Source organism: Sporichthya sp., from assembly GCF_013815995.1.
Lineage (GTDB): Bacteria > Actinomycetota > Actinomycetes > Sporichthyales > Sporichthyaceae > Sporichthya.
Genome location: NZ_JACDFE010000143.1, coordinates 1 through 11,744, shown reverse-complemented (window position 1 = coordinate 11,744; position 11,744 = coordinate 1). Strand labels below are relative to the sequence as shown.

Genomic DNA, 11,744 nt, shown 5'->3' with positions numbered 1-11,744 from the left:
CCGCGAGCGAGCCCGCGTCGCCCTGGCCGACCGCGCCGCTGCCGCGCTGGCCCTGCAGAACAAGCAGGAGGCCGCCGCCCGCGCGCTGGCCGCCGCGAAGGCCCGCGTCCAGCAACTCGCCTTGATCGCGAAGGACTACGGCCTTCCGGTCAGCAACTACCGCCTGACCGCCGGCTTCGGCGAGGGCGGCTACCGCTGGTCCAGCTCGCACACCGGCCTGGACTTCGCCTGCGCCTACGGCTCGCCGATCCGCGCGGTTGCCGCCGGCACCGTCATCTTCGCCGGGTACGAAGGTTCATACGGCTGGAAGACGATCGTGCGGCACGCCGACGGCACCGAGAGCTGGTACGCGCACCAGTCGCAGATCCTGGTCCGTCGCGGCCAGGTCGTCGCCGGCCAGATCATCGGCCGGGTCGGGATGACCGGCAACACCTCCGGCCCGCACGTGCACCTGGAGATCCGGGTCAACGGCAACCCGATCAACCCGCTGACCTGGCTGCGCGCGCACGGCCTGCGCCCCTAGCCACCCCTTCCACGAAGAAGCCCCCGGCGTCGCCGGGGGCTTTTCCGTTGTACGCGTGGGTTGTGACGATTCGTCAGGACTTGCGCACTAGAGCTTCTCCACGGGCGCGTAGCGTAGCAGCAGACGCTTGGGCGACCCGTCCCCGAAGTCGATGGTGGCCTCGGCCTTGTCGGCCAGCCCTGCCGTCGCGACCACGGTGCCCAGGCCGAAGGTGTCGTGGGTGACCCGGTCCCCGACCGAGAGCGCGACGATCGGCTTGCTCGGGCCCGCCTGCGCGCGGCCCATCGGCCGCGCCGTGCGCGGACCCCGGGCGAGGGCCTGCAGCGGGGTGCGGGTGGCGGTGCGCCGCCAGTCCATCAGGTTGTCCGGCATCTCCTCCACGAACCGCGACGGCGGGTACCACTGCGGGGCGCCCCAGGCGCTGCGGACCTCGGCCCGGGTGACGTAGAGCCGCTCCTGGGCGCGGGTGATGCCGACGTAGGCCAGCCGGCGCTCCTCGGCCAGCTCGACCGGATCCCCCAGCGAGCGCATGTGCGGGAAGATCCCGTCCTCGCAGCCGGTGAGGAACACGACCGGGAACTCCAGGCCCTTGGCGGTGTGCAGCGTCATCAGCGTGACCTGCCCGCCGCTCTCGCGGACCCCAGTCTCGGAACTACCAGCGTCGGCGTCCGGCAACTGGTCGGAGTCGGCGACCAGGGCCACCCGTTCCAGGAAGCCCGCGACCGAGCCCTCGGGGTTGGCCTCCTCGTACTCGCGGGCCACCGCCACCAGTTCGCCGAGGTTCTCGATCCGGGTCTCGTCCTGCGGATCGGTGGAGACCTCCAGCTCGTGCAGGTAGCCGCTCTGCTCCAGGATCGCCTCCAGGACCGTCGAGGTGCCGGTGCCCGCCTCGACCAGCGTGGCGAGCGATTCGATCAGGTCGTTGAACGCCTTCACCTGGGTCAGCGAGCGCGTGGCGATGCCGTAGGCCTGCTCGGGCCGGCGCAGCGCCTGCGGGAACGAGATCCGCTCACGCGAGGCGAGGGCGTCGATGCACGCCTCGGCCCGGTCCCCGATGCCCCGCTTCGGGACGTTGAGGATGCGGCGCAGACTCACCACGTCCTCGGGGTTGGCCAGCAGGCGCAGGTAGGCCATCGCGTCGCGGACCTCCTTGCGCTCGTAGAAGCGCACTCCCCCGACCACCCGGTACGGCATGCCGACCCGGATGAACACCTCCTCGAAGACCCGGGAGGCGGCGTTGGTCCGGTAGAAAACCGCCACGTCACTCGGCTTGGCCAGGCCGGCGTCGGAGAGCCGGTCCACCTCGGCGGCGACGAAGGAGGCCTCCTCGTGCTCGTCCCCGGCGACCCAGCCAACGATCTTCTCGCCGGCGCCGGCGTCGGTCCACAGGTTCTTCGGCTTGCGCTCCGGGTTGCGCGCGATCACCGCGTTGGCCGCGGACAGGATGGTCTGGGTGGAGCGATAGTTCTGCTCCAGCAGGATCACCTTGGCATCCGGATAGTCCCGTTCGAACTCGGCGATGTTGCGGATGGTCGCGCCGCGGAAGGCGTAGATCGACTGATCGGCGTCGCCGACCACGCAAAGCTCGGCGGGCGGTAGTTCTGATGGGGCGTCATGTCCGTCGATGGCCTCGGTGCCGCCGACCAGCTCCCGCACCAGCACGTACTGGGCGTGATTGGTGTCCTGGTACTCGTCGACCATGACGTGCCGGAATCGGCGCCGGTAGTGCTCGGCCACGTCCGGGAACGCCTGCAACAGGTTGACCGTGGTCATGATCAGGTCGTCGAAGTCGAGAGCGTTGGCGGCCCGCAACCGCTCCTGGTACATCCGGTAGCACTCGGCGTAGGTGGTTTCCACCGGGCCCGTGGCGCGCGCGGCGTAAGTCTCCGGGTCGACCAGTTCGTTCTTCAGGGAGCTGATCGCGTTGGAGATCGCGCGCGGGGTGAACCGTTTCGGGTCCAGGTTGAGGTCGCGCACGACCATCCGCATCAGGCGCTGCTGGTCGGTGTCGTCGTAGACCGAGAACCCGGAGGTGAATCCCAGCCGCTTGGCCTCGAAGCGCAGGATCCGCAGGCACGCGGAGTGGAAGGTGGACACCCAGTGCGGCGCGGCCGAACCGACCGCCTCCTCCACCCGGTGTTTCATCTCCCCCGCGGCCTTGTTGGTGAAGGTGATCGCGAGGATCTGCGACGGGCGCACCTTGCGCACCGTGATCAGGTGCGCGATGCGCCGGGTCAGCACCCGCGTCTTGCCCGACCCGGCGCCGGCCACGATGAGCAACGGTCCGCCGGAGTGCTCGACCGCCGCCCGCTGGGCCGGGTTCAGCCCGTCGAGCAGTTCCTCCGCGCTGAGCGCGAGCGCCTTGCGGGCGGCCTCGGGGTCGGGCACGTCCCTGGGCGCGACCGGCGGCGTCTTCTCCACGCGCGGGGTTGACGCTGTGACACCAGAGCGACCGGGGGAGCCGGGCATCGGGAGGTCGTCGAAGAGCGTGTCCATGCTGGGCCCGAGTCTAGGCGGCAGCGCCCACAGCGGCTCAGGTCCAGGCGTAGGCGATCACGGCATTGGACGCGGCCAGCGCGAAGGCGCCGTAGAACAGCGCCGGCGGCAGCGGATCACGCTTGCGGGTGGCGTGCACCAACCCGGTCACCACGAACGCGATCAGCAGTTTCACCGCGACCTTGGTGTGGTCGAGGTCGCGGTCGTCCGCCTCGTTGACCCCGACCAGCAGCAGGCCGGTCAGGAGCTGAATGCCGACCATGTGGAAGATCACCGGCGAGAAACGGCGGGTACCGCCCATCAGCTCCAGCCCGAAGCCACCGAGCAGCACGGCCATTCCGCCGACGTGCAGGACCAACAGGGCGATTCGCAGCGCATCCACGGGGGGCGACTCTAGATCAGGCGCCGTTCGCTGGCCCAGCGGCTCAGCTCGTGCCGGTTGGACAGCTGCAACTTGCGCAGCACCGCGGAGACGTGACTCTCCACCGTGCGGTCGGAGATGAACAGGTCGCGGGCGATCTCGCGATAGGTGTAGCCGCGGGCGATCAGCCGCAGCACCTCGCGCTCCCGGGTGGTGAGCAGATCCAGTTCCGGGTCGACCGCCGGCATCGGGCCGGCCGGCCCGCCGGGCCCGGCGAAGGCGTCGAGCACGAATCCGGCCAGGCGCGGGGAGAACACCGCATCGCCGGCGGCCACGCGACGGATCGCGTCGGCCAGTTCCGGGCCGGTGATCGATTTGGTGACGTAGCCGCGGGCGCCGGCCCGGATCACGCCGATCACGTCCTCGGCGGCGTCGGAGACCGACAGCGCGAGGAACCGGATCTCCGGTGCGGCCGCCAGTACCTCCCGCAGCACGGTGGCCCCACCGCCGCCGGGCAGGTGCACGTCGAGCAGGACGACGTCCGGGCGGTGCGCCAGGGTCATGGCGACGGCGGAGGCGACGTCCTCGGCCTCCGCGACCACGAGTACCCCGCCGGTTTCTCCGGCCACGGCGTCGAGCTCGGCCCGGACGCCGGTCCGGAACATCCGATGGTCATCGACCACGACGACCCGCAGCGGTGAGCTCACGACTGTCCCACTCCCCCTTGGCCCAACCGCAGCTCGACCTCGGTGCCCTCACCGGGGCGCGACCGCAGGATCGCGCGGCCGCCATGACGTTCCATCCGGCCCACGATCGAGTGCCGCACACCGGCCCGGTCCTCCGGCACAGCGTCGGGGTCGAAGCCCGGGCCCCGGTCGCGGATGTAGACCGTGGCGGTCTCGCCGTCGACCTCGGCGTAGACGTCGACCGTGGTCCCGGCGTGCACGGCCGCGTTCACCATCGCCTCGCGGGCGGCGGCGAGCAACGCGCGGCGCGGCTCGTCCAGCGCTGCGTCCCCCACCGTCACCACCTCGACCGGGAAACCGTGCTGGTCCTCGATCTCCGCCGCCACCCGGCGCAGCCCCGCCGTCAGGGTCGAGACCTCCTCGGCCGCGGCCCGGTCGCTGTAGAGGAAGGTCCGCAGGTCGCGTTCCTGCCCGCGGGCCAGCCGGACCACTTCGCGCGGGTCGTGGGCCTGGCGCTGGATCAGGGCGAGGGTCTGCAGGACCGAGTCGTGCAGGTGCGCGGCGAGGTCGGCGTGCATCTGCGAGCGCAGTCGCTCGGCCCGCTCGTCAGCCAGCGAGCGCCAGAGCCGCAGCAGCCACGGACCGACGATCAGCGCAGCACCGCCCACCAGCACCGCCCCGCCGAGCAGACCGCGACGGGCGGTGTCGGCCCCACCGGCCAGCAGCAGGAACGAGGCCAGGCCGAGGCCGACCAGCACGGCGCCGGCGACGAACCGGGCCACCCCTAGCCATCGGCGCGCGCGCGACACGGTGGCGGAGTCGGCCGGGGCCGCCTGGTCGGCCTGGTACCAGACCACCGCAAGGCCGGCCACCACCGCGATCGCCGGCCAGAGCACCACCCCGTCCACACCGAAGCCGGTCTGCTGGGCCACCCACACCGCGCCGACCCCGACGGCCAACAACGCAACGAGTTGCCCGATCGACTCGGGCTCGGAACCGGGCCGTGGCAGGCCACGGAAGCCGCGGCGGGTCGCCGCCGCCAGCCCGGGCGGCTGCGCCGCGGCAAGATTGCCCACCTGCGGGATGAGGATCCAGAACGCGCCGTAGAGCACGACCCCGAAGCCGCCGACCGCGGCCAGCACCGCGAAGGCGATGCGGACGTGCAGCGGGTCCAGCCCCAGGTGATCGGCCAGGCCGCCGGCCACGCCGGCGACCATCCGGTCCTCACGCCGACGCCGGTAGCGGGCGCGCGGCGACCCATCGACGGCCGGGCTCAGCTCGGCGGTCGTGTCCAGGCCCAGGGCGCGCGCGTCCACAGGAGGGATCGTCACACGCGGGGGTGCCCCCGCACATCGGGGACGGTCTCAGGGTTGTCTCCGGGTACTTCCCTGATGTCCGCGACCCCCTCCTGCGAACATCCTCGATGTCATGACAGATGACTCGCACGACTTCGCCGCCCAGCCCGGGACCCCCGGGACCGGGTCCACCGCTCCGGGGTCCACCGCTCCGGGGTCCACCGCGACCGCGTCCACCCCGACTCCACCCCGCGCGCCGGGGCCCCGCCGATTCCGCCGGAGCAAGCAGGACCGCACCCTCGCGGGCGTCTGCGGCGGCCTGGCCGAATCGCTCGGTATGGACCCGGTGATCGTCCGGGTCCTGATGGTGGTGCTGACCTTCTTCGGCGGGGCCGGCCTGGTCGTCTACGGCGCCTGCTGGCTGCTGATGCCCGAGGACGACCGCGAGTCCTCGCTGGCCGAGCAGGCGATCGCCCGTGGCCGGACCGGCGGGCTCAACGCCTGGCCGGTGCTGGCGCTGGCCGGGGTGCTGGCGCTGGTGGTCGTACTCGGTGCCGGAACGATCATCGATGACCGCGGGGTGCTGCTGATCGCCCTCGTCGTCGTGGTCGGAGTCCTACTGGCCCGCCGGGAGAACGATGCGCCACCACAGGCAGGTGCCCCACCAGCGCTCGCACCGAGCGAGCCCTGGGCAAGCACTGCGCCCACCATGAGCAGCTGGTCAACCACCAGCAGCTGGCCGCCGGCCCCGACCACCGAGACGACGGCGCTGCCCCCGCTGCCGCCGACCGAGCCGGCTCGGACATCTACTGGCAAGGCCCCGCGCTCGATCCTGGGCCGGGTCGCGTTCTGCGGGGTGCTCCTCGCCCTCGGCGTGCTGGCCACGATCGACCTGATGGGCGCCGACGTGCCCGCGTCGGCCTACCCGGTGGTCGTGGTCGCCGGCGCCGGCCTCGGCCTACTCATCGGCGCCCGCTACGGCCGCGGCCGTTGGCTGATCGCGCTCGGCATCCTCGGGGTCCTGGCGCTGCCGCCGACCGCGTTCGCCGATGAGTGGCAGGGCGGCTGGGTCGACCAGGGGGACCGTCAGATCGTGCCGGTCGACGCCGCTTCGGTGCAGCCGAGCTACGAGTACCGAGGGGGACGGGTCCGCCTCGACTTCGGCGCCCTGGACTTCGCCGGTCGCGACGTCCGCACCGAGATCCGGGTAGGCGCCGGCGACCTGTTGATCACCGTCCCGGCGACCGTCAACGTGATCACCGAGCTCGACCTCGGGGCCGGGTCCGCGGAGATCTTCGGCGAGGAGCACGACGGGATCGGCGTCGGGGTGGAAGAGCGTGACGATGGCACGGACGGCGCCGGCGGCGGCACCCTGACCCTCGACGTCGAGCAGGGCATGGGCCACATGGAGGTGCGTCGTGCAGCGGCATGAGACCGATGCGGTGTCCGTGACCTTCGCCCTGATCTTCCTGGGCATCGTCAGCGCTTGGCTGCTGGTCGCGGCCGGCGGGGCCGACGTCGCGGGGCTGCGCTACTTCTTCCCGGTGCTCCTGCTGGGCGCCGGCGGGGCCGGCCTGATCTCCTCCCTGCTGCGCGGCCGGCGCGACCGGGCGTAAGTTCTCCCCCATGACCGTCCACGCCGTGCGCAGCGCCGTGGACGGTCATGACCACGTCCCGCAGGCGAAGGGCAACATCCTCGACGTGCTGATGCTGCAGTTCCACGTCATCGCGGCGGTGTTCTGGCTGCTCAGCTGCCTGCTGGTGGCCCTGATGGCGGTCCCGGCGCTGCGCAAGCTGCCGTCGACCGGCTTCCTGCACGAACTGCAGGTCCGCCGCGAGCTGGTCACCGGCGTGCTGTGGGCGACGTTCGCGGTGACTCTGGGCTCCGGGACCTACCTGCTGTTCCAGCAGGCGGCCTACGACCCGCCGTTCTCCGCCGGGGACTTCGACGAGCTGGAGGCAGTCCCCTACGGGCTGCCGTACTACTACGCGCTGTACGGCAAGATCGCGCTCTTCCTGATCATGGGTGCCGCCTCGCTGGTGCTGTCCATGGAGGCCAACCGGGCCGCGCAACGCTCCGAGGCGTGCGGTGGCCCGGCCGAGTCCGAGGCCGGCTTCGACGACGACGAGGACTGGCTGGACGAGGAGGTCCTGCCTGACGGGGTGCCCGCAGCGCCGCGCGGGTCGTCCGCGGTCGAGGCCGAACCGGTCGAGCCCGTCGAGATCGGCGCCGGCGGCACCCTGCAGGCGACCCGCGCTCCGGCCCCGCGGACCTCCAAGGCCACCCTGTGGGCATCGGTGGCCACCCTCGCGGTCGGCGCCGGCGGGATCGGCTTCTGCGTCACGCTCATCAAGTACTTCCACGAGCTGGCCCGCGCCGCCGTGGTCTACGAGCAGCTCCGCCGGCGCTGAGCGCTCTTCCGCCCCGGAAATCGGGAGTGCGACGTCGGTCCCCGGCGTTACGTTTCGCATGACCCACGCCCGGGGTCGTGATGCAGGGAGCGCCGCATGAGCATGGAAATGACTGCGATGTCGCAGATGTGGCGGTCGATGCATACCGACCCGGAGGGTGAACGCCGCTCGTTCTCCCGCGCCACGGCGCGACGGATCCTCGGCTTCGCACGCCCCTACCGGCGCGCGCTGATCATTTTCGCGTTCCTCAGCGTCCTCTCCGCCGTACTGACGGTGGCGACGCCGTTGCTGGCCGGCCAGGTCGTCGACGCGATCGTGGAGAAGAAGTCGGACTCCCTGGTGATCGGCCTGGCCATCGCGATCGCGGTGATCGCGGTCGCCGACGCCGTGCTCGGTGTGATCAACCGGATGATGTCCTCCCGGATCGGTGAGGGCCTGATCTTCCAGCTGCGCACCGCCGTCTACGACCACGTGCAGCGCCAGCCCGTCGCCTTCTTCATGCGCACCCGGACCGGAGCGCTGGTCAGCCGCCTGAACAACGACGTGATCGGCGCCCAGCGTGCGTTCGCCACCGTGCTGTCCGGGGTGGTGTCCAACGTCGTCACCCTCGTGCTCACCCTCGCGGTGATGATCACCCTGTCCTGGCAGGTCACCCTGCTCGCCCTGGTGCTTCTCCCGCTGTTCGTCGTCCCCGCGCGCAAGGTCGGCGGCCGACTGGCCGACATGCAGCGCGAGGCCGCCGGGCACAACGCGGCGATGGGCACGCAGATGACCGAGCGCTTCTCCGCCCCCGGCGCGACGCTGGTCAAGCTGTTCGGCCGCCCGGAGGCCGAGTCGGCCGAGTTCTCCGCCCGCGCCGGGCGGGTGCGCGACATCGGCGTGCGCTCGGCGATCGCCCAGTGGATGTTCGTCAGCGCGTTGACGCTGGTCTCCGCGCTTGCCCTCGCGCTGGTCTACGGCCTCGGCGGCTACCTCGCGCTGCACGACCACATGCAGCCCGGCGCCGTGGTGACTCTCGCCCTGCTGCTGACCCGGCTCTACGCGCCGCTGACCGCACTGGCTTCCGCGCGCGTGGATGTGATGTCCGCGCTGGTCAGCTTCGAGCGGGTCTTCGAGGTGCTCGACCTCGAGCCGCTGATCCGCGAACCGGCCGACCCGCGGCCGCTGCCGGCCGGTGCGCTCGGGGTGGAGTTCGAGAACGTGCACTTCGCCTACCCGGCGGCGGACAAGGTCTCGCTCGCCTCCCTCGAGGACGTCGCGACGCTGGACACCCGCGGCGGCGTGGAGATCCTGCACGGGGTCTCGTTCTCCGTCGAGCCCGGCCGGATGGTCGCGCTGGTCGGCACCTCGGGGGCCGGAAAGTCGACGCTGGCGACGTTGATCCCGCGGTTGTACGACGTGGACTGCGGTTCGGTGAAGGTCGGCGGCGTCGACGTTCGCGAGGTCTCCTTCACCGACCTGCGCGGAGCGCTCGGCATGGTCACCCAGGACGGCCACCTGTTCCACGAGACCATCCGCTCGAACCTGATGCTGGCCAGCCCGGACGCGACCGAGGACGAGGTCTGGGACTCGCTGCGCCGGGCCCGCCTCTTCGACCTGGTCGACTCCCTGGCCGACGGGCTGGACACGGTCGTCGGTGAGCGCGGCTACCGCCTCTCCGGTGGAGAGCGTCAGCGCCTGACGATCGCGCGACTGCTGCTGGCCAAGCCGCGCGTGGTGATCCTGGACGAGGCGACCGCGCACCTGGACTCCACCTCGGAGGCCGCAGTACAGGAGGCTCTCGGCGAAGCCTTGGCAGGGCGCACCGCGATCGTCATCGCGCACCGGCTCTCCACCATCCGCGCGGCCGACGAGATCCTCGTCGTCGAGGGCGGCCGCATCGTCGAGCGCGGCACGCACAGCGCGCTGCTCGCAGCCGGCGGCCGCTACACCGAGCTCTACCGCACTCAGTTCGCCGACGACGCCGCACCCGCCGCCTGAGAATCCTTGCGCCCCCGGGTCGTCGGCCAGGGATCAACGTTGTGACTGGTGGGGCGCTGCGCGGCACGATCGGTGCCTGCGGAGTCACAACGTTGATCTGTGGCCGTCGGCGCCGCCAACCTTCAAGCGGTTAACGGCGAGAGGGCCACCGCCCCCCGCGGTGACCCTCGCGCCGAAACGTGTTGTCGTGCTCAGCCGACCTTGGCGACCTCGCGGCGCCGGGCGATCGGGCGGCCGGTGCCGACCTCGGAGATCGGGACCATCCGCTGCACCGGGATGCTCGCGGTGGCAACCGCGACCTCGGGCTTGCGGCCGACCACGCGGCTCACGTTCACGACGCCGTGAACGGTGCCGACGACGGTCTTGCGGATCCCGCTGAACAATGCGGCCGTCACGTTGTAGGCGATGTACAGGCTCAGAGCCAGGATCAGAACAGCGCCACCGATCAGCACGATGGTGCCGTTGTCGTGGATGGTCCCGTCCTCCGTGGCGAAGGCGGTGTAACCGTCGATGATCTTCTGGATGGTGCCCATGACCCGTCCCTGTGACCTGCCGACTGTCTGCCGGCGAATGTCACTGTGACGGCCCTTGTAGCAGCCTGGTTCCGTTCTCGTCCTCGAACTGCCTTAACGTCCGATACGCCCTCATCCGTTCGTACGATGACCGAAGGGTAAGCCCGCCCTCCGGCGCCGTACTCACCCCTGCGTACCCCGTGTCCACACGACGGGGAAGCTGTCGAAACCGGACAGATCCGACACGCCGCAACGACCAATCCAGGGACGGCCCGGCGACCGAACGGGCGCCGTCTGATAGCCCAGGCCGACCCGCTGCGGTGGCTGCCTGGGTCCCCTCGGCAAGGAGTGTGGCCCGAACATGACTGATGTGGACGTGAATGCGTTCAGGACGTTGATGGAGGAATCGCAAGACCTCCAGGTCGACGCAATGCGTGGCATGAAGGAACCGCTCGACGAGATCGTGGCCCTGGGCCAGGAGCGGCGCGCGAGCACGGAGTACTCCGAGGCCCGTCGGGAGGAAGCTGCGCTGCGCGAGCAGCAGTCCCGTACCGGCCTCTCCCCCGTCGCGGCTGGGCTCGGGGTCCTCGGCGCGGCCGGACTGGTTGTCGCCGGTTCCTCCTCGGCGTTCGCCGCGGAGGACGTCGACGTGCAGGCGCTGCAGACGGCGGCCTCGCTGGAGAACCTCGCGGTCTACACGTACAAGACCGCGCTGACCCTGCCGTACCTGAAGGGCAACGCGCGCCCGATCAAGACCGTGCGCGCGTTCGCCATGATCACGATGACCCAGCACGCCGAGCACGCCAAGGCGTTCAACGCCCGGGTGAAGGAACTTGGCGGCAAGCCGCAAAACAAGAAGAACCCCAAGTACACCCCGATCGTCAACGAGATGGTGCCCAAGCTGAAGAAGGGCGGTCCGCTCGACGTCGTCGAGCTGGCGATCATCCTCGAGGACGTCGCCACCTCGACCTACGTCAAGAACGAGTCCCTGATCTCCGACTCCACCTCACGCCTGCTCTTCGGCACGGTGGCCGGGGTCGAGGCTCAGCACCTGGCCACGCTCTACGCGGTGCGGGCTCTGCTCAAGGCCGGCAAGGAAGAACTGATCACCGTGAAGGCCACCGGAGGCGCGACCAACGCCTCCAAGTTGCCGCGCGCCGCCGGAAACGTCGGCTCTCCGGAGGCCTTCAAGAAGACCGAGTTGGCCAGCCCGCCGAGCGAAGGAGCCGTGAAGTGAGGGACGATCAGATGCACATCAGCGAGGCCGAGCTGCGGGCGATGACCGCAGAAATGGTCGAGATGCACGAGGCGACCTTCCCGGAGATGCGCGAGAGTCTCTCCGACCTCGGAGCGGCGCTGCGCGAGGACGAGCGCGGCGCAGCACGGGGCGCCGAGCGGCGGCGCTTCCTCATCGGCGGCGGCGCCCTGGCTGCGGGATCCCTGCTGCTGGCCGCCACCGGCTCGCGGGCGGCTGCGGCC

The 11,744-nt window shown here is 71.0% G+C and carries 11 protein-coding genes and 1 pseudogene; 7 read left to right on the top strand and 5 right to left on the bottom strand.

The features are described from left to right. A partial coding sequence (locus tag H0X00_RS15695; protein ID WP_293772676.1) for a M23 family metallopeptidase occupies positions 1-523 on the top strand: 523 nt, incomplete at its 5' end. Between the two features lie 87 nt (positions 524-610). Here the strand turns inward: H0X00_RS15695 and pcrA are convergent. Genes pcrA through H0X00_RS15675 form a run of 4 tightly spaced genes read right to left on the bottom strand, consistent with a single transcriptional unit; the run spans position 611 to position 5,382 of the window. After that, positions 611-3,019 (bottom strand): DNA helicase PcrA, encoded by a 2,409-nt coding sequence (pcrA, locus tag H0X00_RS15690; RefSeq protein ID WP_367186658.1) that lies wholly within the window; start codon positions 3,017-3,019, stop codon positions 611-613. Positions 3,020-3,056: 37 nt separating this feature from the next. Next, positions 3,057-3,401, bottom strand: a complete 345-nt coding sequence (locus H0X00_RS15685; protein ID WP_293772673.1) for a hypothetical protein — start codon at positions 3,399-3,401, stop codon at positions 3,057-3,059. An 11-nt stretch (positions 3,402-3,412) separates the two neighbouring features. After that, entirely contained in the window at positions 3,413-4,087 is a 675-nt protein-coding gene (locus H0X00_RS15680) for a response regulator transcription factor (protein WP_293772671.1), read from the bottom strand. After that, complete coding sequence (locus tag H0X00_RS15675) at positions 4,084-5,382, bottom strand: ATP-binding protein (protein ID WP_293772670.1); 1,299 nt, start codon at positions 5,380-5,382, stop codon at positions 4,084-4,086. Before H0X00_RS15675 ends, H0X00_RS15680 begins: the two co-directional genes overlap by 4 nt. A 112-nt stretch (positions 5,383-5,494) precedes the next feature. Between H0X00_RS15675 and H0X00_RS15670 the strand changes: the two genes are divergently transcribed. From H0X00_RS15670 to H0X00_RS15655, 4 genes are all read left to right on the top strand, one after another. Beyond that, positions 5,495-6,793, top strand: a complete 1,299-nt coding sequence (locus H0X00_RS15670) for a PspC domain-containing protein (protein ID WP_293772668.1) — start codon at positions 5,495-5,497, stop codon at positions 6,791-6,793. After that, positions 6,780-6,977: a hypothetical protein gene (locus tag H0X00_RS15665; protein ID WP_293772666.1), complete on the top strand. Its 198-nt coding sequence runs from the start codon at positions 6,780-6,782 to the stop codon at positions 6,975-6,977. Before H0X00_RS15670 ends, H0X00_RS15665 begins: the two co-directional genes overlap by 14 nt. A gap of 10 nt (positions 6,978-6,987) precedes the next feature. Continuing rightward, a complete protein-coding gene (locus H0X00_RS15660; RefSeq protein WP_293772664.1) occupies positions 6,988-7,773 on the top strand; it encodes a hypothetical protein in 786 nt (261 codons plus the stop codon). A 96-nt stretch (positions 7,774-7,869) separates the two neighbouring features. Beyond that, positions 7,870-9,753 (top strand): ABC transporter ATP-binding protein, encoded by a 1,884-nt coding sequence (locus H0X00_RS15655; protein ID WP_293772662.1) that lies wholly within the window; start codon positions 7,870-7,872, stop codon positions 9,751-9,753. A 191-nt stretch (positions 9,754-9,944) separates the two neighbouring features. On the opposite strand, the gene H0X00_RS15650 is transcribed toward H0X00_RS15655, so the two are convergent. Further along, positions 9,945-10,286: a hypothetical protein gene (locus H0X00_RS15650; RefSeq protein WP_293772660.1), complete on the bottom strand. Its 342-nt coding sequence runs from the start codon at positions 10,284-10,286 to the stop codon at positions 9,945-9,947. Positions 10,287-10,626: 340 nt separating this feature from the next. Between H0X00_RS15650 and H0X00_RS15645 the strand changes: the two genes are divergently transcribed. After that, on the top strand, positions 10,627-11,502 hold the full coding sequence (locus H0X00_RS15645) for a ferritin-like domain-containing protein (RefSeq protein ID WP_293772659.1): 876 nt from the start codon (positions 10,627-10,629) through the stop codon (positions 11,500-11,502). Continuing rightward, positions 11,499-11,744, top strand: a pseudogene (locus H0X00_RS15640) (hypothetical protein); the annotation flags it as partial. The gene H0X00_RS15645 and the pseudogene H0X00_RS15640, both read left to right, overlap by 4 nt.

What these genes read in the sequence shown, in the direction of transcription:
- H0X00_RS15660 (WP_293772664.1), top strand. Translation starts at nt 6,988, where the DNA reads ATGACCGTCCACGCCGTGCGCAGCGCCGTGGACGGTCATGACCACGTC.
- H0X00_RS15655 (WP_293772662.1), top strand. Translation starts at nt 7,870, where the DNA reads ATGAGCATGGAAATGACTGCGATGTCGCAGATGTGGCGGTCGATGCAT.
- H0X00_RS15645 (WP_293772659.1), top strand. Translation starts at nt 10,627, where the DNA reads ATGACTGATGTGGACGTGAATGCGTTCAGGACGTTGATGGAGGAATCG.
- H0X00_RS15650 (WP_293772660.1), bottom strand. Translation starts at nt 10,286, where the DNA reads ATGGGCACCATCCAGAAGATCATCGACGGTTACACCGCCTTCGCCACG.
- H0X00_RS15670 (WP_293772668.1), top strand. Translation starts at nt 5,495, where the DNA reads ATGACAGATGACTCGCACGACTTCGCCGCCCAGCCCGGGACCCCCGGG.
- pcrA (WP_367186658.1), bottom strand. Translation starts at nt 3,019, where the DNA reads ATGGACACGCTCTTCGACGACCTCCCGATGCCCGGCTCCCCCGGTCGC.